Here is a 23,203-nt window from a genome sequence, read left to right on the forward strand (position 1 = left end):
CGTGGTCTAATTTTGCACCGCCGTTCTCAACTGGTGTGCCGATGTGCTTGATACGGGCAGTTTGGGCGTGTCGGAAAGCAGCATGGCCAAGGTCGCCGTATCGGAAGCATTGATGCGCGTGGCTGACCGCTGCGTGCAGGTGATGGGCGGCACCGGCGTGACCGACAAGACCGTTGTCGAACAGGTATTTCGGGAAGTGCGGGCGTTCCGCATCTATGATGGTCCGACCGAGGTTCACAAATGGAGCCTCGCCAAGAAGATCAAGCGGGACTGGAGGGCGAAGCAATGAGCTGCATCGCCGAAGCCGGCAAGGTTGCAAAAAGTGCCCGTCACGCTCGGCAAAGCGGCGTTCGCGGCGTGGATGGTGGCGAACGTCGATAACTTTGCCGGGCTGCTGATCGTTGGACCAGTGCAACGGCGGGCAGTCCAACCTGACCTATCGCTCGACTGCATCAACGGCGCGATATGTACTACGGCGCAAGCCGCCGGGCGTGTTGATTAAAGGCGCACACGACGTACTGCGCGAGGCGCGAGTGCAGCAGGCACGGACGTGCCGGTCGCGCATATCTCCAGCGCGCAGCTTCAGGCGCCACTTTTCGCATGCGCCTCAATTCGGAACGCACCTCGTCGACCGACATACATATGAAACTCCTCACATGATCGACTGACAAGCATCCCTGGCTTCGATCGAGGTTTCAATTATTGAACATAACGTTTTCAAAGTTTTGATGAAAAAGACATGCTCCTGTTGTGGGAGGCTTGGCGCTGATGCCGCAAACGCAACCGCTCATCGTTCGGGGGAAGTCGAAACCCGAGTGGGCTGCTTTTCTCGAAAAAATGAGAAAATTATCAATATTTACAGCTTGTTGGTGCTGTAAAATGCAGGGATTGGCACTGCGGTTTTGTCTGGCGGCGCTTGGAGCGATACATCTTCGCGGCGTAGTTTCGATACGCTGGCCATGCGCAGAAAGTGCCGGTTAGCTCGCTGTATCTGTCCTAACTCCGAACCTATCAGATATAGATAATGAACGTTGAGTTCTGAAATTTGTTGACAGCCCGGAAAGGCAAGGATTACTAATCATGTAAAGAATAATGGGGAGAGTGACGTGATGCATAAGGCAAATCTCAAACTCGGATCGGTGAGCTTGATCGCTGTTCTGGCGGGCTTGACGGTGTCGCAACCGGCGCTTGCGCAGGACGAAGCGGACAGCGCTTCCGAAGGGCTTGGCGCTATTATCGTGACTGCGCAAAGGCGGGCCGAAACGCTTCAGGATGCTGGCCTTCCGGTCGCCGCCGTCAGTGGGAACCAGCTGGTCGAGCAGGGTGTCACGGACGTTACGAATTTGACCAACCTTGTTCCGGCGATCCAGATCAACACCCTCTATGGCGCGACCCCGTCCTTCTCGTTGCGCGGGGTGGGCAATTTCGTTGCCAACGTGAACAGCGAGACCGCCGTGATCGTGAATCTGGACGGCGTGCCAGTGGCGCGCCCGACTGGCGTTGCCGGACAGTTCTTCGATCTCGAACGGGTCGAGGTGCTGAAGGGCCCCCAGGGCACGCTTTACGGACGCAACGCAACCGGTGGCGCCATCAATTTCATTTCCAGGCAGCCGGACCTTAGCGGCAGCGTTTCCGGCTATGCCAATTTTTCCTATGGCAACTATGACGCGATCAAGTTTGACGCGGCGGTAAATCTTCCGGTCGCGCAGGATGTCGCGATCAGGGTCGCCGGCATGTCGTCGACCCGCGACGGTTTTTACAGCGACGGAACTGGCGACGAAGACATCAAAGGCATTCGCGCCACGATGCTCGCACGGGTGTCCGATGGCGTTTCACTGACATTGAGCGGCAATTTCACCCATTCGGGAGGGAAGGGCACCGGGTCGACGTGGAAGGGCCTCGACAAGTTCATCGGCATGGAGGACTCGCGCGGTGACAGCCTGTTCGTCGGGCAGACCATCGTTCCGATTTCCGATGTGCCCGGAGCCGTTCCGGCATTCCAGGACAATGACTTCTGGGGTTTTTACGCAAAGCTGGAAATCGATACTCCGCTGGGCGTGGTGACGTTCCAGCCGTCATATCGGAAGAGTGAGCTGGACTTTCTCGGCGTGTCCAACTTCCACGCACGGGTGATAGAGGATAGTGAGCAGACCACGGCGGAACTTCGCCTCGTTTCCGACAACGACAGCGCGTTCGAGTATATCTTCGGCGCTTTCTATATGGACGAGGATAACGTTTCCCAGGTCAACTTCAACCAGCAGACGTTTGCGAACTACACTTCGCTGCAGCCCTCGTCCAAAGCCTGGGCCGGCTATGCGCGACTGACGTATCATGTGACAGACGACATGCGGCTGATCGGCGGTATTCGTTATACCGACGACAAGCGCAGCACGTATCAGGATAACATCAACGTCAATATCCTGGGCTGTTTCTTGCCCACGCCTTGCGTCAACCCCGTTTCGCTGGATACCAGCCCGCCCGATTTCGTGCCTTTCGATGAAGATGGCAATCTCATCAACGGGCAGGTCGAATTCCCGGAGGGCAATTTCTTTCCGGACGATCCGATGTTCGGCCCGCTGGCCGGTGCTCCGGCAACGTCCATCAATGGTGGTATTTTCGAAGCCGACAAGAAATTCACGAAGTTCACGTGGCGGGCTGCTGCCGAATACGACGTTACGCCGGATTCCCTGCTTTACGTTTCTTATGAAACAGGTTTCAAGGCAGGCGGCTTTTACAATACCACCGCGCCGGAACGCAGCTTCGATCCCGAAACCGTCGGTGCATTCACACTCGGTTCCAAGAACCGCTTCATGAACGATCGCCTGCAGGTCAACGTTGAAGCGTTCCACTGGACCTACAAGGACCGGCAGCTTTCGTTCCTCACCAACGATTCCGAAGGCGTGACGACTTTCGTCACCCGCAACGTCGGTAAAGTGGTGATCCAGGGGGCGGAACTGGATCTGCTGGCACGGGTCACGCGAAACACGATGATCGGCGCCAACGTGCAGTATCTCGATACGGAATTGAAGGATTTCGTCTACGAGCAACTCGCGGGCGGGGCCGGACCCAATACCGGATGTGCGGTAACCAACAACGGACCGGTTCCCGGGTCGCCATTCAGCAACTATACGGTCAACTGCAACGGCAAGGCCGCCGCATATTCGCCGAAATGGACACTCTCGGGCAATGTCGAACAAACGGTGCCGCTGCAGAACGGGGCTGACCTCGTTTTCTCGGCACAGGGCCGTTACCAGAGCAGTTCGATAAACGGCTTCGACTTTCTGCCGCAGCAAGAGGTCGACGGATATTTCGTCGGTGACCTTGGCCTGAACTACGAGTCCAACGAAGGCTTCTACATCGCGGCCTTCGTGCGGAACGTGACCGACAAGGTCGTGGCCAGCAATACGCAGAAGCACCCGTATTCGGGCACGCTCTTCGCGCAGGTGCTGTCGCCGCCGAGAACTTACGGCGTTCGGGTCGGCGTCGAGTTCTGATCCACGAGTGGGGAAGGCTGTGTACCGGCCTTCCCCCCAATAACGTTACCGGATGAATCCGGGGCGTGTTTCAGGATCCTTGGAGAGGAGCTTCATGATAAAGCGCAAGGCCAGCATCAAGCGGCGGATGCCAGCGTTGCGCGGCGGCGCGTCGCGGACGGTCCAGGCTCTCGTGGCAATCGGCGTGGCACTTGCGGTGCCGCAATCGGCCAGCGCCGATACGGGCGCGGCGACAGAGGCAGTTCAGCAACCCAATTTCCTGATCATCGTTGCCGACGATCTCGGCTTTTCGGATATTGGCGCCTTTGGCGGAGAAATCCCGACACCCAATCTCGATCATCTCGCCCGGCAGGGCGTTACCCTGACCAACATGCATGTCGCACCAACCTGTTCGCCAACGCGGGCCATGCTCCTGACCGGGAAGGATCCACATACGGTGGGCCTTGGCGCGATGGCCGAAATGCCGCTGCCGGAACCGAGGCCAGCCGGCTATGAAGGCTTTCTGACCGAACGGGAAACCCTGCCGGCCCGCTTGCGCCAACTCGGGTATACCACCCTCATGGCCGGCAAGTGGCACCTTGGCATGGCAAAGGATCAGTGGCCCGGCAGTATGGGCTTCGATCGCTCGTATGCCCTTCTCGACGGGGGTGCGAACCACTTCGGAACCGATCAGATCGGCGCGTGGACCAAAAGCAAGTTCCATCCGACCTACAATTTCGACGGAAAGCCCGTGCAATTTCCCATCGGCTCCTATTCCGCCGATGTGTTCACGAATAACATGCTTGCGTTCCTGCAGTCGACGCAAACGGATGGAAAGCCGTTCTTCGCCTATCTGACGTTCACGCAGCCCCATTGGCCGTTGCAGGCCCCTGCTTCGGTAATCGCCAAGTATCGCGGTTTCTACGATGAAGGGCCGGCCGTAATCCGCGACCGGCGGCTCGCCAGGTTGAAGGATCGCGGCCTTGTGCCGAAAGATGCGATTGCCCCGCCTCTCAGCGGTCCGGATTGGGCTTCCCGGTCCGAAGCGGACAGACGGCACACCGCTCACATGATGGAAATCTACGCCGCGATGGTCGATCGGCTAGACTACAACGTCGGGCGGATACTGGATCAATTGCGCCAGGACGGGCGGCTGGACAGCACCATCGTCGTGTTCCTGTCCGACAACGGCGCCAGTGGATCGCAATGGGACGAAATCGTGCCGTTTCTGGGTGGAGATAACCCGGAATCCGCCGCGCTTCTGTCAGAGCAGGAGAGGCTGAATGAAATCCCCGAACTGGCCGGAACATCGGCAAGTTTCCTGACATACGATACGCAGTGGGCCATCGCCGCGATGGCGCCATTCCGGTTGTACAAGGGTTTCACCAACGAGGGCGGAATTCGGGCACCGGCCTTTATCACCGGTCCGGGGGTCGGGCAGGGGCAAGTCAGCAATGCCCTGACTTCTGTCCGGGATATCATGCCGACCTTTATGGAATTGGCGGGAAGCAAGGAGCCGTCGGCGCCGGCCGAGGGTGGGGGGCGTACGTTGCTCCCCCTGCTGGAAGGAGCGACTGAACAGGTGAGGAAACCGGACGATGTTCTGGTTACGGGGTTTGCCAATCGCCGCATGGTATTGCGTGCCGATGGCTGGAAAGCCGTCTATTCCGATCCTGCCTCGCACGGTTTTGTCGGAAGCCATCCGGTTTGGCAGTTGTACGACATCAATACCGATCCCGCGGAAATGCTGGACAGGAGCAAGGACGAGCCAGAAATCATGAAGGAATTCATGGATATTTGGCAAAGGTATTCCGAAAATAACAACATGTCGTTTTACGGCGACGGAAAATAGTCATGGAAATGACGATCGGTGACATCGTCAATTTGCCAAACCAGCGTCGAAACGTATCATCAGGCTGGATGATCGTCGTGAGTGAACCCCTGAACCTGAAAAGTCATGCAGCAGCGCGGGCGGCATGACACTTGGCACATGTGCGCTATCTCAAAAGTCGCGTTCTGCTCCGGGAGGCTAGGGGCGCTGGATATGACGGTATCAAGGCCGAGTCACCCGTTCGACGACTGACAACGCCCCGCAAGCGTCCGGGGTTCGCAGCTTGTCCGTTCAGCAATTCCGCACGAACGCCCCGATCTCTGCAAAACATTTCATACCGGCCGTTATCGCTCCGGAAAAAAGAACGAAGCCGTGTATCGCTCCTTCCTCGACCAACTGGCGAACGGGTGCCCCGGCCAGTCTCAACCGTTCGGCATATTCCAGCCCTTCGTCGACAAGCGGGTCCATGCCCGCCAGGATGATCAGCGTGGGCGGCAGCGTCGCCAGAACGTGTGCGTCCGCCAGCAGGGGCGAAGGACCATCAGCACCTTTGACGCCCACGCCTTCGAAGAATTCGTATTCCGCGTTCGTGATGGCATCGAACGTCAGGAAATATTCGCCCGACCCCAAACTCCGCCGCGAGGAACGGTCGTTGCCGCGACCAACGGTCAGAACAGGGTAGATCAGGACCTGTCCCGCGACGAGGGCAGGAGCCATCTGGCAAACCAGCGCGGCAAGGTAGCCACCTGCGCTATCGCCGACGACGATCGCCCGATCGTCGGGAAGGCCAAGATCACCGGCAAATTCCAGGCTCCAGCGAAGCGCCGCCATGCAATCATCGATCGCAGCCGGAAACTTGTGTTCGGGCGCAAGGCGATAGTCCAAGTCGACGAGCACCGTTTCCGAAGCGGCGCAGATCGCCCGGCTCTGCAGTTCGTAGGTCGACGGCCCGCCCAGCGCCCAGCCGCCGCCATGGAACTGCACCATGATGCGCGCGCCGGGGCGCTGGCTGACCGGATGGTATATGCGCAAGCTCAGCGGGCCACCCGGTCCGGCGATCAATCGTTCATCCACCCGTGCGACCGGCGCCGCAGCGGGGCCGTAACGCTTCGCCATATCGCTGAGCGATGCGCGTCTCTCCTCGATCGTGAGGTCGACCGGAATGACCCCGGCGATAATCGCCATGTCCTCGACGACGTCCGCGCTTTCGGACGCCATGCCACGATTTTGCATCGCGTCAGAACCGGAAGCCCAGAGTGGCGTTATAGGTCCTTGGATCGTTGTAGTAGGCGAGCTGGTATCCCAGCGAGTCACTGAGGTCGAAGCCGTGGGTGATGACATGTTTGTTCGTCAGGTTCTTGCCGCCGAACGATAGCCACCAGGCGCCGGTCGGTTCCTCGAACCGGACGAAGGCATCGACAAGGGTGTGGGGCTGCTGCGCCAGGATCTCGCTGCTGCTGACGACGGTATAGCTTTTCGAGCGATGGGAAACACTGCCGCCCAGTGTCATCGTCGCGAACGAGACAAGATCGAACTTGTAGTTGCCGGCCAGCATCCACGTCCATTTCGGGGCATTGACCAGGTGGCGCTCATTGCTGATGTCGACCCCGCCCGGACCAATGAAGCGGTCGTACTTGCTGTCGAGATAGGCAAGGTTGGCGTTGAGCGAGAGGCCCGCAACCGGACGTGCGGCCAGTTCCAGTTCGGCACCGCGCATCGTAGCGCGGCCCGCGTTCGTGAACAGCGCCGCGAAGTCGTTGTTCTCGTCCGCGACGAAGCTGGAAAGCTGCAGGTTTTTGTAGTCGTTCTGGAACACGGCGAGGTTCGCCGTCACCTTGTGATCCGGGGTCGATGCCTTGGCGCCGACTTCGTAGGACCACATCGTTTCCGGCAGGTAGGGCGCCGCGTCCGCCGCAGTGTTGGAGCGGCCGTCGAAGCCACCGCTCTTGAACCCGCGGCTGGCGCTTGCGTAGAGCAGGAGATTATCGCTCGGCTTGAAGTCCAGCCCGAATTTCGGAGAGACCGAGCTGAAGCCCTTGCCGGTGTCGATATCGGTGACAAGCTGCTCCGGCGTCGGGTCATAGTCGAACGGGAAGGGCGTCGACGCATCGAAGAAACTCTGCGTGCGGCGGAAATCCTTGTCTTCCTTGGTGTAGCGCAGGCCGGCCGTCAGCGACAGCATCTCGGTCAGGCGATAGCTCATCTGGCCGTATACGGCATAGCTCTTGTTGATCTGGTCGTTGAACGACCCGCTCACGAGCTCGATGTCCGGTCCATAGAGCCCGCTCAGCGTACCGTCATGCTCGCGGAAGTAGAACAACCCGCCGGTCGCCGTCAGGCGGTCGCCGGTATAGTTGAACTGCAATTCCTGGCTGAACTGCTTCTGGTGCTCGGTCACGTAGACGCCGAAGAAGGCGTATTCCGTCCCGTCAAGGTCGAGCTTCGTCGAATAGTCCATCGTGCGATAGGCGGTGATCGACTTGATTTCGACGGTATCCGATGGCCGGATGGAAAGGGTTGAGGAGATCCCCTTCGTTTTCAGGAAGTTCTTGTCATTGAAGTCGGCGTCGATCTTGAACGGATCGGTGTTGGGCGGCACCAGATCGAAGACTGAGGTGGCCCGCGCGGGAGTGCGCGATGTATCGGGATTGTCGCGTGAAATGTCGCCATTCACCCGCCACGTGACGGTGTCGCTGGGCCGATATTCAAGCGCCACGCGACCGGCCCAAAGGTCCTTGTCGCCATCGTCGCTCCCGTCGACCTGGTTGGTGGAAAACCCATCCCGGGTGGTCCTAGCAAAGGCTGCCTTGACGATCAGCTTGTCATCGATAAGCGGAACGTTGAGCGAGCCCTTGGCCGAAATCAGGTTGTAATTGCCGACGTTGAACTCGACCGATCCTTCGGTTTCGTTCCTAAGCGGGGCCGAGACGAACTTGACCGCGCCGCCGATCGTGTTGCGGCCATAGAGCGTGCCCTGCGGTCCGCGCAGCACTTCGATACGGGCCACATCGTAGACATCCAGAAACGCACCCTGCGCACGCCCCAGATAGACATCGTCGATATAGATGCCCACGCCCGGATCGGCGAACGCCAGTGAATCCACCTGGCCGACGCCGCGAATATAGACGACGGCGTTCTGCGCATCGCCGACATGCAGCGACAGGTTGGGGACGGAGCTTTGCAGGTCGCCCAGGTTGGCCGCCTGAATGTTGCGAAGCGCCGTTTCGCCAAGCGCTGTCACGGCGACCGGCACGTCCTGCAGGCTTTCTTCGCGGCGGCGGGCGGTAACGACGATTTCGCCGTTGTCGTCGTTGTCCGCTTTCGCAACCGTCTTGCCGCCGTCCGCGCTCTGGGCAGACGCGATACCGGGCGCAGTCAGCGCCAGGACGGCCAGTGACGCCGACCGAAGCCATTCCGTAGCAGATTGCACCATTGCCTTCATCCTCCCATATTGTCGGGATGAATTAGGGCCACGATAGTGCCTTCAATTCCATCGCAAAGATTGTTGCAGAAATAGCCGCAAAAAATGCGCCTATTCCGACAGCGCGTCGAGCATCATCCGGTGGGTCCGGATCAGGTGAGCGCGCATTGCTTCCTCCAGCTTGGGTGTGGGACGAACGATCGCCTCGCGACGGTCGACGGACGCGCGTTCCTTTATCAGGTAGCCATCATCGACGGCCCGCTTGAGCCGTTCTTCGCGCGTGCGGTTGGAACCGGATTTCATGCTCTGGCACGCGGCGCTGACCGTCATCGGGCGGTCCTTCATATGTGCCACCAGGCATCCGACCAGCAGGTACCAGAACTCCTGCGTGAAATAGTCCGGCCTGCCTTCGAAAGTCTCGTCCCAGTCCCGCGCATAAAGTTCCAGCGCGGTTGCCCACCTGATCAGGCCATCGTCGTTCAGCCGTTCATCGACGCCATGCCCTCTAACCTTATTTGTCCGAGACCCATCACCGTCCAACTGCTCTGTCCTCTCCGCCTGTTGTCGGCACTATCAACTTTCTGCGCCAGTTCAAAGCAGCAAGGCGGGATGTCAACGGATCGCAAGGTGCTGTCAAAGGAACGGTCGATCGGAGGATCGGCTGCAACGCGCTTGTGCGGCGGGCCGTCGGTCCGATGCAGCACACGGCCTTCGATTGGCACCGGTGGCGCTCAGTCCGATAGCGTTCCGGGTGTCGCCCACTTTCCGGCGGTGCTTCGCATGTTCAAGACGGACGTGGAAATAGCGCAATCGGTTGGATGTGAATCCAGCGCAAAAACCATGCGAGGCGAGGGAGATGACACCGGTCCCGGGGCGTGAAAGCGGCCAGATACCTTTTGGGGCATCGTCAAAGGCAATGCGCCTGATGGGACAGTAAGCGGGTTGGGGTAGCTCGAGCGCCATGCCCCGACCTCGCAAACCCGCCAGCACAGTCCGCTATTTCCGCTCGTTGTCAGAGATCATCCGGTTTGTCGTGTTGATGTCTGGCCGGTAATTTGTGTTCCCGTCGGCTGGAAGCGCAAAAGCCAGCAACTGGTCCGATCGCCCGCTCTTCATCGAGAAATGGCCGCTTGCCGGGATCACTATGAATTGGCGTCCACTTTTCCTGGAATAGTAAGTCATCGGGGCCGCATGACCGCCCGCGGGCAGGCGCGCTTCCCACAGAAGACGTCCTGTCTCAAGCTCGATCGCGCGCAGGGTTCGTTCCTGCGTAGCGGCGATGAAGATCAGACCCGATCGCGTTACAAGCGGTCCCCCCACGGCGGGAACACCCATGCGAATGGGAAGAGTGAAACGGAAATTCGCAGGGCCACTGTCACGTGCAGTGCCGAGCGGCTGGCGCCAGATCGTCTTGCGACTGTCCAGATCAACTGCGGCAATCTCGCTATAGGGCGGCTTGATGCACGGAACGTCGAACGGCGAGACAAAACCATTCACTTGCACGGCATATGGCGTGCCCGCCTGAGGAGCGATTGTCAGAGCTTCGTTGTTGACTGACAACTTACCCCCGCCCGAAGGGGGGGCGGCATACGGCCTTATGCCTTTTCGGTCGGCTTCGGCCCGGGTGAGCATTTTGTTGTACATGGCGAAGTGATTGACGTTGAGGACCATCACCCGACGGTCAGGATCGACGGACACTCCTGCCCATCCGGACCCGCCCAGATAACCGGGGTAAACAATGCTGGGTTCAAGGCCGACCGGCGTATAATCTCCATCGTAACGCGCCTGACGGAACTTTATGCGGCACCACAGCTGGTCGAAGGGGGTCATTCCCCACATGCTCGCTTCGGTCAATCGTTCACCGCCGAAAGATGGCATGCCAACAGGGTAGGGCTGCGTTGGAGACAACTTCTCGCCCGGTACAGGATCTTGCGGTACTGGACGCTCGACTGTTTTCACCAGAGGCTTGCCGGTACGCCGGTCGAGAACAAAGAACTGACCGCGCTTTGTTGGCTGGATCAGAGCTGGACGCATACCCTGCGGCGTCTTGAACTCTATCAGCGTTGCCGGCGAGGCGACGTCATAGTCCCAGGAATCGAGATGGCTGGTCTGGAACGACCACCGTACTTCGCCGGTCTCGACATCAAGTGCGACTACCGAATTCGAATATTTGTTCATTGCAGGGGTGCGATGACGGGTGACATAGTCCGGTGTCGGCGCACCCGTCGGTACATAGGCAAGCCCAAGCGCATCGTCGCCGGTGATGGGTGCCCATGCGTTGGGTGTACCACGGGTAAAGGTCAATCCGGCAGGCGGTAACCCGCGGCGTCCCGGCCTTCCAGCATCCCAGGCCCAGGCAAACTTGCCGGATATCACATCGAAGGCCCGGATGGCGCCCGACGGTTCCTGAACGTGTTGCCCGTCCATCACGAACCCGCCAACGATAACTTTGCCCCGAACAACTGTCGGAGCCGACGTGACCGTATAGTATTCCTTCTCGACGGTACCCATCCCCTGTAGCAGGCTCACTTCACCGTTGGCCCCAAATTCAGGGCACCGCCGGCCTGTCTTCGCATCATGCGCAAACATGCGGGCGTCGAGCGTGAAGGAGATGATCCGCTCGCTGCAAAGTCCCGTGGCACCGGGTTGGCGATAATAGGCTACGCCCCGGCACACCCGAATGGCGGACGCCGACTTGTCGAACTTCGGATCGAAGCGCCACACGGTTCGGCCCGTCTCTGGATCGAGTGCCAGCACTTCGCTATGCGTATTGCACATGTAAAGCAGGTTCCCCACCATCAATGGTGTGGCTTCGAGCACGCCGAGCGGGCCGTCAGGCATGCCCAGATGCGCGGTCCAGGCAGGCTTGAGTTGCGAAACATTGGCCGGTGTGAGCTGTTGCAGGCCAGAGAAACGGTCTGAACGGCCACTTCCCCCAACATATGGCCAATCGCCTTCTATCGCAGGGGCGTCCACGTTGATGATCGCCGACGAACCTGGCGCCTGTGGGATGTCGAGCGCCATCAAGAGGCCGACGCATGCCAGCAAACCTGTGCCTGCCCCGAAATACACGGGCGCCATGCGGACGGGACGCGCGCCTAATCCGTCCCAAAGCCAACCGGCGAAAAGCAGCCCGCCGAGCGCGAAGAAGAGATCGAGGCGCGGCAACAGGGCCCACCCGTCCAGTCGCGCTTCCCATAGCGACCACGCCAATGTCGCGGCAAACAGGATCAAAAACCAGATCACGCCGCGCCTGCAGCGTCGCCAGAGAAACAGGCCGGACATCAGCAGCCCTGCACCGGCAAGAAGGTAATAGGCGCTTCCGCCAAGGAATGTCAGCCAGGCTCCGGGAACGGCGAGAACAAGGCCCACCACTATGAACAGCGCGGACGTTGCCCGCTCAAACCACATTCGCGCTGAAGTGCGATTGTCCACCATAACCTCTCCTTGCGCCCATTATTTCCAGACCGGTCGCATAATACTTATCCGGACGGCTATCTCGTTGAGAGAACGTCCGAAATTTGCTCCTTCCCGTTCACTGCGGATGTTTGCGGCGATCGCGGGATCGAACTTGTTCGCCCTGCGGTGGACCGTCATCTCTCAGCGAGCGGTCACCAGATCCTCAAATTCCTGCATGCTCAAAGTGAAACGACCATAAAGCCAAACCCCGAACCGGATGACGTCCGGCGGGAAGCGGCGTCGATCGAACGAGCGGCTTTCGCGCCGATTCCGCTAAGTGGCGATGCGCTGCATATGGCGTGAGATCAGCATCAGACTGACAGCACCTGCGCCGGCGGTGTTGGTGGTCTAGTGCCTGATTGAACGCTTCTTCCCACGGTTTGCCGCTGCGTGATCCGGGCCGACCGCAACATTCAGGGCAATTGGATTGACCCATGCGCGCTCAATCTTTGCCCATACTCGCAAGGCTTCGAATGCAGCTTCGCCATCACCCCGCTCGACAAACTCCAACACGTCGTCGAGGCGCCGGGTATGTTCGACTACTTCATCCACGAAGGGAATAGAGTCGATTATAAATTCTTTTAATAGAGAACTTACTCCACGATTAAGCAAGCTTGAAAGGTATTGATTTTCAGTAAGCAATAATATTCTATCATGAATATTATAAAATCCTTCAAGATGGTCTCTTTGATCCCTTGGATTTAAATCGATAAGATCTTGGCGAATATCTTTCAATATTTTCATATTATTTTTATTTTTATTTACAGATATCGCGGCTTCTTTCATCGCTCCCGCAAAAAGCAGAGTGTTTACCGAAAGAATTTTCAAAACATCTTCGAAAGACAGTCGCCGAACCATCGCTCCTTTGAAACGTTGAACGTCAAGGACGCCGTCTTGCTTCAGCCGCGCGAAAGCTTCGCGAAGAACGTTCTTGCTGACGCCGAGTTGTTCGGCGAGATCGCTTTCCTGAAGTCGCTGGCCAGCGACAAAGCGCCCCGATGCGATGCGAGTCAGGATTGTCTGTACTGAAACATCGACCGCACTAAGCGAATCTTCCTTGTTATCGTTTCCCATTTCCGTCCTTCATGCCAGCTGCGCACCGTGGTTTGGGGTTGGCCAGGTGAATTCCGGTCCGCGCTGCTGTGCTCTCAGCATATCGCCAGAGATGTGGCAATCGCAAGGCTCGCGTAAAATTATCCTATGATATCATCCTGTGATAAAATAGTGGTGTTTGCGGTCTGGCGCGACGGTTTCGAGAGGAAATGACATGTATGAATTCGGTTTGGCCAGTGCTGATGCATTGGCCGTAGTTGGTGTTTGGAACGAATATGCGCGGTGCCTGGATCGCCTCGATTATGATGCTCTTCTAGAGCTATGTACGCCGGACGTTTCGTGGTCGTCGATCGGCTTCGGCGGTGCGCAAGGTGCGGCTGAGGTTCGCGAATTTTTCAAGCATCATGAGAGTGTTGCGAGAGAGGGCGGCGAAGGAGGTCGGCCTGTCTGGGCGCATGTCATGGCAAACCCGTCGGTGGCAGTCGACGGCAACGCGGCGGTTGGGAAATTCTATCTGACCGCTTACAAGTTCGAAGGGGCGGATCGGACGCCGGTGGTCGCCAGACTCAGCGACTACCGAGTCGAGTTTGTCCGCCTGGACGGCTGTTGGCGGATCAAGACGATCTTCATGGACGATTTCCCTGGATCTGCTTGAGCGCTTTCGGATCGGTTCTCATGCCATTCTGATAATATCGTTATAATACAATTTATTGACTTCAAATTATTCGGTGACCTGCATTCGCGGGCACCGATTTTTTTGGCTCTGCGTCCCCTCTATTTCAGGGCGGTTCAGAGCGGGGCTTGCATATGAAAGGATGATATCATAGGGTGAAAACACCATGCGATAAGTCATGGGATGGGTTTTAGAGGCGGTTAATCCGCTCGGAGGAGGCGTAGATGAGGCATTGGGTGTTGGTTAACGCCAGCGTGATCGCATTTGTGGCGCAGAGCGGCACGGCTATTGCTCAGCAGGACCCCGAGGCAGATGTGGGAACTGGGTCCACTGCGCCAGGAGAAATCATAGTAACTGCGCAGAAACGCAGTGAATCCATAAATAAAGTAGGATTGACGGTTTCCGCGGCTACTGGGGAACAGCTGGCACTTCGCGGGATAACGGATACATCGGGCCTGGAAAAAATAGTTCCCGGCTTCACTTATACGCGATCCCCGTATGCGACGCCTGTATTTACGCTTCGCGGTATTGGCCTCTACGACTATAGCCTTGCATCATCGCCATCTGTCGCTGTTTATATGGATCAGGTCCCGCTGCCTTATCCCACGATGACCGATACCGTCGCGCTTGATATTCAGCGCGTGGAAGTGCTGAAGGGGCCGCAGGGTACCCTGTTCGGGCAAAGTTCGACCGGCGGCGCTATCAACTATATCGCGAACATGCCGACGAGCCATTTCGAGGCCGGTGTTGAGGCCGGTGTCGACAATTTCGGCAAGCTGGAGGCTAACGGTTTTCTGAGCGGGCCTCTGACCGAAGGATTGAACGGACGGCTCGCACTTTCCGGAGCGCACGGAGGTGATTGGCAAAGGAATACAGCCGACCGAACGCAAAAATTGGGGGATGATCGCAAGTTCGCTGTACGAGGGACGCTGGATTGGGAGGCGAACGATCGTCTGCGCTTCGTCGCGACCGGCACATTCAGCAGCGATCGGTCCGACGTGCAGGCACCCCAATTTACCTATGCGTCGTTGAACACTTACGGCACTCCGGAACAGGCCGCCGCAGTGGAGGCTCCACCCATTTCGCAGAACCCTTTTGCGGTTGTCGATCCGGCGCTGTTCGATTCCTACACCAACCCGGAAAGCGCGCGCTTCGATCCGACCTTCATTACCCGGCAGACGGTGGTTTTCGACCGTGCGGCGTCTGGGCGCGAAGGAACGTTGACTTATCTGGGAACCGAGAACCCGGGGAGTGACGCGCGCGATGCGACATGGACTCCCGGCTTCCCGCAGCGCAAGAACGATAAGCTCTACATCGCCTCCCTTAGGGCGGACTATAATGTAGCCGATGACGTCACCGTTACGTCCTTGTCTTCATACAGCCGAAAGAACATCGACCAGTCATTTGACAATGACGCGACGGCGGCTCCCCAGTTGGATACCCTTCTGTTCGGGCATCAGGAATTTATCAGCCAGGAATTGCGCGTTGCCCTGGATACCGACAGGTTCCACGGTCTGGTGGGTGCCAGTTATGATCATTCGAACGTTGAAGACAATCTTCTGTTTGATCTGACCGAATCCGGATTTAATTCACCGCTGCCGGGTCAGGAATTTTCGACCGCTGTACAAAATATGCGGCAGAAAATCGATAATTACAGCCTGTTTGCAAACGCCGAGCTGGAAATCGCTGATGGACTGAAAGTACAGGGGGGAATTCGTTACAACTGGTCGAACCGGAGTGCGGATCTGTGTACGTTCGATCCGCCGTCTGATGAGGGGCAGAACTACGCGAAGACATTCGGCAATGCCGATATCGTGCCCGACTTCGGATTTTACGATTTGCAGACGGCCTTCGGACTTGATCCGGCGGGTCATGTTGTCGTCGGCCCCGGTGAGTGCGGTACTTTCAATACCAGCGTTCCGACGAGCGACCCTGCCTATCTGCGTCCGATCATTGAGCCGTTTGAAGTCAAGCTTCGCGAAACGAATGTCCCGTGGCGGGCCGGTCTGAGCTATCAGTTGCAGCAGGGAACGTTGCTCTACGCAACGATAAGCAAAGGCTATAAATCGGGCATTATCGGTAACTTCGCCGCGGCGATCACCAGCCAGTATCGCGCTGCGCCTCAGGAAAAGTTGCTGGCGTACGAGGCCGGTTTCAAGGCGCCTTTGCTGGGTAGGCGCGTTCAACTGAACGGTGCGACCTTTTATTACGACTACACCGACAAGCAAGTTCGGGGCCGCGTCCAGGATCCGATTTTCGGATTGGTTGAAACCACCACCAACATACCGAAATCGTCCGTATTTGGTATCGAGGGTGAACTTGCCGCAAACCCGGTGCGGGGACTTACGCTCTCGCTCAGCGGGACATATCTGAAGGCGAAGATCACGGAGAGTTTTTCGTCATTCGACGGTCAGGCGGTCTACAACCAGACGGGCTATACCGGCGACTTCGATGGAGCGCGATTGCCTTATACCCCGCGCTATTCTGCTGCCGCCAGCATTGACTACCAATTCGGCTTATCTGACACGCTGAATGGCTTCATCGGGGGCGGGATCACGTATCGCGGTGAAACCAACGCGACCTTTGAGAACGAGATCCTGAGAGCGGACGAATTCCGTCTTCCCGATTACGTCCTGCTCGATTCACATCTTGGCTTGGCGTCTGCGGACGGGCGGTGGACTGCAACGCTGTACTGCAACAACTGCACGAATACCTACTACGTGCAATCCCGTTTCCTGACGAACGACACTGCATTCCGCTTTGCCGGAAGGCCTGCGACTGTTGGCGTGAAGTTAAACTGGAAGATTGATTGAACGCATTCGAACTCCGCTGGGAAAGGGAAACGGGACGGGATGGGCACTGAAGGAAAGGTGGTGATCGTCACCGGGGCAGCCGCTGGTCAAGGCGAAGCGGAGGCAGAGGTGCTTGCGGCTGCCGGCAACACAGTGGTTTTGACCGACATTTCGGAAGAGGGCGCTAAAGTCGCGGCGAGATTGGGAAAGAATGCCCTGTTTCGTCGGCAGGACGTCTCCGACGCATCGGGCTGGACTGCTCTCGTCTCCGAAGTGTTGGAGCGTTTCGGGCGGATCGATGCGCTGGTCAACAATGCCGGAATATACGCACCGGGAACGTTGCTCGAAACGGATCAAGCGCTGTGGGAGAAGCACTACTCGGTGAATATGCTGGGTTGCTACTTGGGTATGCGGTCGGTGGCGCAGGCTATGGTCGACGGCGGGCATGGCGGCTCGATTGTCAACATCTCCTCCATATCGTCCCTACGCGGCGTGCCTGGCGCATTTGCCTATGCGGGGACGAAATGGGCGATGCGCGGTATGTCCAAATGCGCTGCGCTGGAGCTGGGGAAACACGGAATTCGCGTGAACACCGTCATTCCGGGCATCGTGGATACCGCCATGCATCAGCTCAACAGCCCGGAGCAGAGGGCGGCGATGGAGTCTGCCATTCCGCTGGGCAGACCGGGCTCGCCGATGGAGGTCGCGCAGTTGGTTGCGTTTCTTCTATCCGACGGCGCGTCGTATATCACTGGATCCGAACTGACGATCGACGGTGGTATCTTTGCGTGAATTAGCCGCGCCAGAGTGCGGATCGGCAATTCCAGCCGTGTTGCTGTTTGATGGCGAACTGGTAGCCCCGCGCTGCGGCACTGACAGCAATCGGTGATTTATCCTGCATGGGTTCCGTCAAGGATCAGAAGCCTGCGCCTTCACCGGGGCACGCGTCGCGGCAAGGTCCGCTCAGACCTGGCTGATCATTCGGTCGGGGGAGGTCCGGCGTGCGGGCACCGGCAGGGCCATCGATCATCGATGCCACGCAAACAGGCCGGACCAATGGCGATACTCTGACTGATCACCCTGTCAGATCCATTTTCCCTGGACAGTGTAGCGGCGATCTGCAGAAGTTATCGCCGCTAGGGCTTTGCGCCATCCAGAATCCATTGCCGAATTTGCGCGATCTCATCGGGCGTGAGTTCTCCGCCGAACGGCATGCGCGCGCCGGTACCGCCGGCCTCGATATGCGTCCCTTCCAATTTCGCCATAAGGTAGCTCTCATCGGGTGAGCCCGGCACGACCAGTTGTAGCGGAGCATGGCCACTCCGCTTGTCGATGAGCTGGGCAAAGGCTTCACCCGGTTCGAGATTGAGATCGTCCGATGCGGCACCGCTTTGATGACAAGCGGTGCAGTTGTCGGACAGGATCGGCTCCACGTTCGTCGCGAAGCTTGACGGTACCGAAGGCTGCGCTCCGCCGACAGTTGTGCAGCCGAGGGTAGATCCGAATACAACCAAAGCGGCGACGGGTACGGTCCAGTTTGCCATCACGCGTGCCCTCCCGCTGCGTTGCGTCCTGCGATAGTACCGAACGCTATTGCCGGGCCGATCGTACTTCCCGCCCCCCAGTAAGTGCCGCCGGCCGGGGCCGCAACGCAGTTGCCCGCGCCATAAAGCCGGGGGATCGGCTGGCCATCCACATGTAGTATCCGCGCCTTGGTGTCGGTCATGGGGCCACCATTGGTATCGAGAGCGCCGCCGCCCAGAATCATGCAGTAGAAGGGGCCATCCAGATCGATTGGATGGCGCGATCCCACAACGCCGTCCATGCTCCATTTCTCGTTGGGCGGGATCGGCCCCACATTGCGTTCGATCATTTCGATCGCGGCCTTGGTCGCGCCGATGTCGAAGCCGTATTTGTCGCGCCCGAATTCGTCGTCTGCCCCATTCCGGGTGTCGGCGTTGAAACGTTCGATCTGCGCGCGAGTCTGGGTTGAAAAGTCGGGGCTTAGCTTCACCTCGCCAACCGCATCGGCGATCCCGTCGAGCCGCTTCTGGATCTCTCCGGCAAGCTGATCCAGCGTTGGTGCGGAAATGATGTATTGCGCCCCCGTAGGGGTGGAGGGCATGGGATAGGTGCCGCCAAACAGTTCCGCGGTTCTTTGATCGTAGATCATGAAAAGCAGGAAGTTGGGGTACTCTTCCGCAAGCGGATCGAAGACCATGTGGGCCTGGGTGCGGTTGTGATAGGCGCGTTTTTCGTCCACGACACGGCGGCCATACTTGTTGACCGCGATGGCGCTGTCGCCCGGCACGACCCATATGCCTTCGGTCACGCTTCCGTTGTGCACGGCTTCTTCGATCACGATCTCGGCTTTCCAGGCATTGATCATATTACCGAAGCGTGCGCCGACGCGCGATGCAATACGAACGAAATCACCCTGCGAATTGGGACTGCCGCACCCGGGCAGGATCGCCGGAGAGATGTACTGTGCCATCAGTTCGCGATTGTGTGAGAAGCCACCCGATCCGAACACGACGCCGCGCCGTGCGGCCGCCGCGAACGGTGCATCACCAGCCATGCCCTCGACACCGTCGACACCGCCGTCGGCACCGATTGTCAGCCGTTCGACGGCATGGCGGGTCAGGATTTGAACACCATTTTTGGTGCACCAGTCGCGCATCGACTTGACGAGTCCCGCACCGCCGCCACTTCCGCTTTTTGCCGTGGCTGGAAACAAGCTCCGCAGCGCCCTCTCAGGATCCTGCAGATAAGGTGAGCGATCGTTGTAGTTGGGGAATTCGGACACCTGCCATTCGACGATGCCATTGCGTTCATAATCCTCGAACACTGCGGCGGCAGTGTCGTAGTAGGTCTCAACCATGTCATATTCGCGGTCGAGGCCGAACTTCGGCTGGTTCTTGCGGAACCGGATCGGCCAGCCGTTGCTCAGCATATAGGCGATCGCCTGCTGTTTGGGGTCGCTTTCGCCCGCGGCGCGCAGATGGTGATTGTTGGGCACCCAGCAGCCGCCTCCGGACTTTGCGGTCGTGCCGCCGGTGGCAGCGCCCTTTTCGAGAACGACGACCGATGCACCGGCGCGCCGTGCCGCAATCGCAGCGCTCAGCCCCGCGGCGCCAGTGCCGACAACGATCACGTCGCTCACGATCGTCGGCCTGGTCGCTTCAGACGCAGCGGCCTGGGTTCCGACACCGATCATGCTTGCGCCGACCACGGTGGTAGATGCCTTCAGGAACCCGCGCCTGTTGCTGCCACCCTCGCTTTTGCGATCGGTCATTTGATTTCTCCTGTCCCGGTCATGATTTTCAACTTCATCCCGGAAAATCTATTTGAAGTGGGTGAAGTTATCAATAAGTTACATTTTTGTTCACTATGCGATGTATTGATTATAAAAAATAAATATAATTAATTATCTAATTCATAGAGTGCACGTGCAGAATTCACTAATTCAACTCTTGAGCCAATCCATTTTCCGAGTGAAATGACTTGTTTTGCTACTTCATGCCCGAACGGCGAAAGTTGATATTCGACATGATTGACGCCGGGGATGGCAATGCGCTCGATCAGTCCGTCATATTCAAGCATCTTGAGGTTCAAACTCAGGATGCGCATAGATAGTGGGCGGTCCGGGTTGAGCGCTCCGAAAATCTTGCGGATTGCCGACGGCCGATAGCTCCCCGACTGCAGCATAATCAGCATGCCGCTTCGCCAATAATTACCGATGTGCCGCTGGAGGCTCATCATCGCCCCATCCGGATCGATGCCGGGGCCGCTGACCCACTCCGCCATCAGCCCGAAGATTTCGCGCTGCTTGGCCGTCATTCCCGTCGGTTCGTCTAAACCGAGCACGTTGGCGATCGCATCGGTGAGGTCGCCCGTTGCGCGATCTTCTTTGCTTATCCTGCCGGGCATCCTCTCGCCTCCGTTGAGTTCCAGCACCTCTTGGGTGCGAGTGCGTATCCCGCTTGGGCGGCACTCGCACGTATTATCTTGTAATGTATAATGATGAAATCGACTGATGAAAATAGCTTGTGATAATATCAGTTTCGGATTAGGAGTGCGGGAGTTGGAGAGGGCATAAAATGACCGACAGGCAGCAGCAGCCCGCGGAATTGCCGGTTGCATCTCGCGTTTCGCGCCGTGGCTTTCTTGCCGCGGGCGGTGTTGCTGTCGCTGGTGCATCGACATGGGCTTCGGCTGCAGAAGCATCGACACAGGCATCGCATGCCGATCCGCTCAATGGCGAGATGCGCGTAGCTGACATCGTCGTGGTCGGCAGTGGCGCCGCCGCTACCTCTGCGGCGATTACTGCGGCCATCGAAGGCGCGCATGTGATCCAGCTTGAAAAGGCTCCGATCACGGGCGGTACGTCCGCAAAGTCGGGTGGCGGTATTTGGATACCCAACAATTTCTGGCTGAAGGAGAACGGCATTGATGACCCGCGAACGCCGTTTCTTGCCTATTGCGCGCAGTATTCGTTTCCGCACTTGTTTGATGCTGCATCGCCAACCTTCGGCCTTGACCGGAACAGCTTCGAATTAATCGCGGCGTTTTACGACAATGCGAGCCCCATGTTGGACTGGCTGACGAAGAACGGCGCGTTGAAGATGGGAAAGGGGATCGGTCTCCCCGATTTCTACGATTACGGCGTACTCGATGGCTGGAACCGGGTGCCGCGCGGACGCGGTCTCTTTCCGCGTCGCGATGACGGCCAAACCGGGTTCGGCGCCGAACTGATGCGGCGGATGACGGAAAGGGCGGCCGCTCTCGGCGTTGAAACGCTGACCGAACACGAAGTCTTGGGCCTGCAGGCGGATGCAAGCGGTGCTGTGCGTGGCGTCGATGTGCGCAGTCCGGGCGGCACGATGCGGTTCGGGGCGCGGCGCGGCGTGATCTTTGGCACGGGCGGCTTCACCTACAATCGCGCATTGCTGAACCTGCACATGAAGGAGCCGGTTTTCGGTGGTTGCGGGGTGCCCACGAATACTGGCGATTTCGTCGGGATGGCCGGGGCCGTAGGCGCGAAGTTCGGGAACATGGCCAGCGCATGGCGATCCCAGATCGTTCTCGAAGAAGCGCTGCAATATGTGACAGTGCCGTCTCCCATGTGGATACCGCCCGGCGACAGCATGATCATGGTCAACCGGCACGGCCATCGCTTCGTGAACGAGAAGCGCAACTACCACGATCGATCCCGCGCGCAGCTTGCATACGACGCAAATGTGCCGGAATTCCCCAACCAGATCGCCTTCGTCATATACGATCAGCGTAACGCAGAGCTTTATGCGGGCAGCCATCCATTTCCGAACGATCCCACCGGCAGCGATTATGTAATCAAGGCGGAGGACTGGCCCTCCCTGGTTGCCGCGATCGCGGCCAGGTTGAAAGAACTGGGATCCGCGACCGGAGGCATCTCGCTGGCACCCGATTTCGGACAGGTGCTGGAGACCACCGTCTCGCGGTTCAACGGCTTTGCCCAAACCGGGCTGGACAGCGATTTCGGGCGCGGCAGTTTTCCCTACGACATCGAGACGGCAGGTTCCTACGCGGCGCGCCAACCGGTTGCTCGCTGGAAAGATACGGTGGGGCCCAATCCGGCGCTATATCCGATCGCAGGCGAAGGTCCCTATTACGCGATCATCGTGGGGCCGGGCACCCTCGACACCAACGGTGGCCCGGTGATCGACAAGCATGCGCGTGTATTGCGCCATGATGGTACGCCGATCGATGGCCTTTACGGGGCCGGCAATTGCATCGCGTCCCCGTCGCATGATGCTTACTATGCCGCAGGGGTAACCCTGGGCCTCGGGCTTACCTTCGGCTTTATTGCCGCGCGTCACGCGATGGGCAGGGGCTGACCGATGCTGAAAGTGAAGCCGCGCATGATGCTCGAACTGGTCGAGTACGGGCCTCACACCGGTCCTGTCGTGATGGTTCTGCACGATGCCGAAGGGCACCCCGACCAGCTTGCCGACCTCGCCGCCGACTTCGCCGGTTTGCGGCTGATTATCCCGCGAGCCCCGCGATGGGCGAGCATGCGTGGGCCGGGGTTGTTCAGTTGGTTTACGGCCATTGGCGACAGCCGTTTTGACCCCGTGACGTTTGGAGATTCCCTTACACAGCTTGAATTGCTCCTGCTGTCGACCGGGCAGCCCAAGATTGGCGCAGTGGGGATAGGGCAGGGGGCCACCATTCTCTGCGCGCTCTGCGCACTCTGGCCAGAGCGATTTGACTGGATTGAGCTCAGGGGCGGTCATTGGCCGGAGCTCGGGCCGGACCTGTTGCCGCACCGTTCGATGGACGGGCTGCAGGTGCTGATCCATCACGGTGGCGGAGACAGCTTTGTCGACCCCACTCCGTTTGCGGCGCGAGGCGCGCTTGTCGCTTCGCCCGGAACTGCGATCACCGACTTTCGGAAGCACGGTGTCGCCGGGATTGTCCTTGCCGACAGGCAGGCGGGAGCGCGTGTATGAGGGCGCGCGC

Annotated in this window: 17 protein-coding genes and 1 pseudogene; 10 read left to right on the top strand and 8 right to left on the bottom strand. The window is 58.6% G+C overall.

Annotated features, from left to right (window positions below; all coding sequences use genetic code 11):
• Window positions 1-22: 22 nt before the first annotated feature.
• From A7A77_RS15335 to A7A77_RS18500, 5 genes and pseudogenes are all read left to right on the top strand, one after another.
• Window positions 23-289, top strand: a pseudogene (locus tag A7A77_RS15335) (acyl-CoA dehydrogenase family protein); the annotation flags it as partial.
• A 33-nt stretch (window positions 290-322) separates the two neighbouring features.
• Entirely contained in the window at window positions 323-502 is a 180-nt protein-coding gene (locus A7A77_RS17995; RefSeq protein WP_156500612.1) for a hypothetical protein, read from the top strand.
• A gap of 607 nt (window positions 503-1,109) precedes the next feature.
• Window positions 1,110-3,494: a TonB-dependent receptor gene (locus tag A7A77_RS15340; RefSeq protein ID WP_066560262.1), complete on the top strand. Its 2,385-nt coding sequence runs from the start codon at window positions 1,110-1,112 to the stop codon at window positions 3,492-3,494.
• A 94-nt stretch (window positions 3,495-3,588) separates the two neighbouring features.
• A complete protein-coding gene (locus A7A77_RS15345) occupies window positions 3,589-5,325 on the top strand; it encodes an arylsulfatase (RefSeq protein WP_245638509.1) in 1,737 nt (578 codons plus the stop codon).
• Window positions 5,326-5,327: 2 nt separating this feature from the next.
• A complete protein-coding gene (locus A7A77_RS18500) occupies window positions 5,328-5,453 on the top strand; it encodes a hypothetical protein (RefSeq protein WP_281180042.1) in 126 nt (41 codons plus the stop codon).
• A gap of 142 nt (window positions 5,454-5,595) precedes the next feature.
• On the opposite strand, the gene A7A77_RS15350 is transcribed toward A7A77_RS18500, so the two are convergent.
• The 5 genes from A7A77_RS15350 to A7A77_RS17615 form a co-directional block, all read right to left on the bottom strand.
• Window positions 5,596-6,522 (bottom strand): alpha/beta hydrolase, encoded by a 927-nt coding sequence (locus A7A77_RS15350; protein ID WP_066560263.1) that lies wholly within the window; start codon window positions 6,520-6,522, stop codon window positions 5,596-5,598.
• Between the two features lie 19 nt (window positions 6,523-6,541).
• Window positions 6,542-8,737, bottom strand: coding sequence for a TonB-dependent receptor (locus tag A7A77_RS15355; RefSeq protein ID WP_156500613.1), 2,196 nt, complete (start codon window positions 8,735-8,737; stop codon window positions 6,542-6,544).
• Between the two features lie 99 nt (window positions 8,738-8,836).
• The gene (locus tag A7A77_RS15360) at window positions 8,837-9,265 is read right to left on the bottom strand and encodes a hypothetical protein (protein WP_066560272.1); all 429 of its coding nucleotides are present in this window, start codon (window positions 9,263-9,265) and stop codon (window positions 8,837-8,839) included.
• Between the two features lie 456 nt (window positions 9,266-9,721).
• Complete coding sequence (locus tag A7A77_RS15365) at window positions 9,722-12,163, bottom strand: membrane-bound PQQ-dependent dehydrogenase, glucose/quinate/shikimate family (protein WP_082836186.1); 2,442 nt, start codon at window positions 12,161-12,163, stop codon at window positions 9,722-9,724.
• 369 nt (window positions 12,164-12,532) lie between these two features.
• Entirely contained in the window at window positions 12,533-13,258 is a 726-nt protein-coding gene (locus A7A77_RS17615; RefSeq protein WP_082836187.1) for a GntR family transcriptional regulator, read from the bottom strand.
• Window positions 13,259-13,451: 193 nt separating this feature from the next.
• On the opposite strand from A7A77_RS17615, the gene A7A77_RS15380 reads away from it, so the two are divergent.
• From A7A77_RS15380 to A7A77_RS15390, 3 genes are all read left to right on the top strand, one after another.
• Complete coding sequence (locus tag A7A77_RS15380; RefSeq protein WP_066560279.1) at window positions 13,452-13,892, top strand: nuclear transport factor 2 family protein; 441 nt, start codon at window positions 13,452-13,454, stop codon at window positions 13,890-13,892.
• Window positions 13,893-14,134: 242 nt separating this feature from the next.
• Window positions 14,135-16,723: a TonB-dependent receptor gene (locus A7A77_RS15385; RefSeq protein WP_066560281.1), complete on the top strand. Its 2,589-nt coding sequence runs from the start codon at window positions 14,135-14,137 to the stop codon at window positions 16,721-16,723.
• 39 nt (window positions 16,724-16,762) lie between these two features.
• Window positions 16,763-17,494, top strand: a complete 732-nt coding sequence (locus A7A77_RS15390; RefSeq protein WP_066560283.1) for an SDR family NAD(P)-dependent oxidoreductase — start codon at window positions 16,763-16,765, stop codon at window positions 17,492-17,494.
• A 344-nt stretch (window positions 17,495-17,838) separates the two neighbouring features.
• Here the strand turns inward: A7A77_RS15390 and A7A77_RS15395 are convergent, their stop codons facing one another.
• The 3 genes from A7A77_RS15395 to A7A77_RS18190 form a co-directional block, all read right to left on the bottom strand.
• Entirely contained in the window at window positions 17,839-18,246 is a 408-nt protein-coding gene (locus A7A77_RS15395) for a c-type cytochrome (RefSeq protein WP_156500615.1), read from the bottom strand.
• Window positions 18,246-19,997: an FAD-dependent oxidoreductase gene (locus tag A7A77_RS15400; protein WP_066560292.1), complete on the bottom strand. Its 1,752-nt coding sequence runs from the start codon at window positions 19,995-19,997 to the stop codon at window positions 18,246-18,248. The genes A7A77_RS15395 and A7A77_RS15400 overlap by 1 nt, the downstream gene beginning before the upstream one ends.
• Before the next feature lie 128 nt (window positions 19,998-20,125).
• Window positions 20,126-20,632: a winged helix-turn-helix transcriptional regulator gene (locus A7A77_RS18190; RefSeq protein WP_066560293.1), complete on the bottom strand. Its 507-nt coding sequence runs from the start codon at window positions 20,630-20,632 to the stop codon at window positions 20,126-20,128.
• Between the two features lie 170 nt (window positions 20,633-20,802).
• On the opposite strand from A7A77_RS18190, the gene A7A77_RS15410 reads away from it, so the two are divergent.
• Both A7A77_RS15410 and A7A77_RS15415 read left to right on the top strand, forming a co-directional pair.
• Entirely contained in the window at window positions 20,803-22,578 is a 1,776-nt protein-coding gene (locus A7A77_RS15410; protein WP_066560294.1) for an FAD-dependent oxidoreductase, read from the top strand.
• 3 nt (window positions 22,579-22,581) lie between these two features.
• Window positions 22,582-23,193: an alpha/beta hydrolase gene (locus tag A7A77_RS15415; protein WP_066560300.1), complete on the top strand. Its 612-nt coding sequence runs from the start codon at window positions 22,582-22,584 to the stop codon at window positions 23,191-23,193.
• Window positions 23,194-23,203: the final 10 nt, after the last annotated feature.

The organism is Croceicoccus bisphenolivorans, from assembly GCF_001634625.1.
GTDB lineage: Bacteria > Pseudomonadota > Alphaproteobacteria > Sphingomonadales > Sphingomonadaceae > Croceicoccus > Croceicoccus bisphenolivorans.

Excerpts from the sequence above, each read along its gene's own strand:
- A7A77_RS15395 (WP_156500615.1), bottom strand. The coding sequence starts at position 18,246 with ATGGCAAACTGGACCGTACCCGTCGCCGCTTTGGTTGTATTCGGATCT.
- A7A77_RS15385 (WP_066560281.1), top strand. The coding sequence starts at position 14,135 with ATGAGGCATTGGGTGTTGGTTAACGCCAGCGTGATCGCATTTGTGGCG.
- A7A77_RS18500 (WP_281180042.1), top strand. The coding sequence starts at position 5,328 with ATGGAAATGACGATCGGTGACATCGTCAATTTGCCAAACCAGCGTCGA.
- A7A77_RS15400 (WP_066560292.1), bottom strand. The coding sequence starts at position 19,997 with ATGACCGATCGCAAAAGCGAGGGTGGCAGCAACAGGCGCGGGTTCCTG.
- A7A77_RS15355 (WP_156500613.1), bottom strand. The coding sequence starts at position 8,737 with ATGGTGCAATCTGCTACGGAATGGCTTCGGTCGGCGTCACTGGCCGTC.
- A7A77_RS15415 (WP_066560300.1), top strand. The coding sequence starts at position 22,582 with ATGCTGAAAGTGAAGCCGCGCATGATGCTCGAACTGGTCGAGTACGGG.
- A7A77_RS15380 (WP_066560279.1), top strand. The coding sequence starts at position 13,452 with ATGTATGAATTCGGTTTGGCCAGTGCTGATGCATTGGCCGTAGTTGGT.
- A7A77_RS15390 (WP_066560283.1), top strand. The coding sequence starts at position 16,763 with ATGGGCACTGAAGGAAAGGTGGTGATCGTCACCGGGGCAGCCGCTGGT.
- A7A77_RS15410 (WP_066560294.1), top strand. The coding sequence starts at position 20,803 with ATGACCGACAGGCAGCAGCAGCCCGCGGAATTGCCGGTTGCATCTCGC.
- A7A77_RS17615 (WP_082836187.1), bottom strand. The coding sequence starts at position 13,258 with ATGGGAAACGATAACAAGGAAGATTCGCTTAGTGCGGTCGATGTTTCA.
- A7A77_RS15340 (WP_066560262.1), top strand. The coding sequence starts at position 1,110 with ATGCATAAGGCAAATCTCAAACTCGGATCGGTGAGCTTGATCGCTGTT.
- A7A77_RS15365 (WP_082836186.1), bottom strand. The coding sequence starts at position 12,163 with ATGGTGGACAATCGCACTTCAGCGCGAATGTGGTTTGAGCGGGCAACG.
- A7A77_RS18190 (WP_066560293.1), bottom strand. The coding sequence starts at position 20,632 with ATGCCCGGCAGGATAAGCAAAGAAGATCGCGCAACGGGCGACCTCACC.
- A7A77_RS15350 (WP_066560263.1), bottom strand. The coding sequence starts at position 6,522 with ATGGCGTCCGAAAGCGCGGACGTCGTCGAGGACATGGCGATTATCGCC.
- A7A77_RS15345 (WP_245638509.1), top strand. The coding sequence starts at position 3,589 with ATGATAAAGCGCAAGGCCAGCATCAAGCGGCGGATGCCAGCGTTGCGC.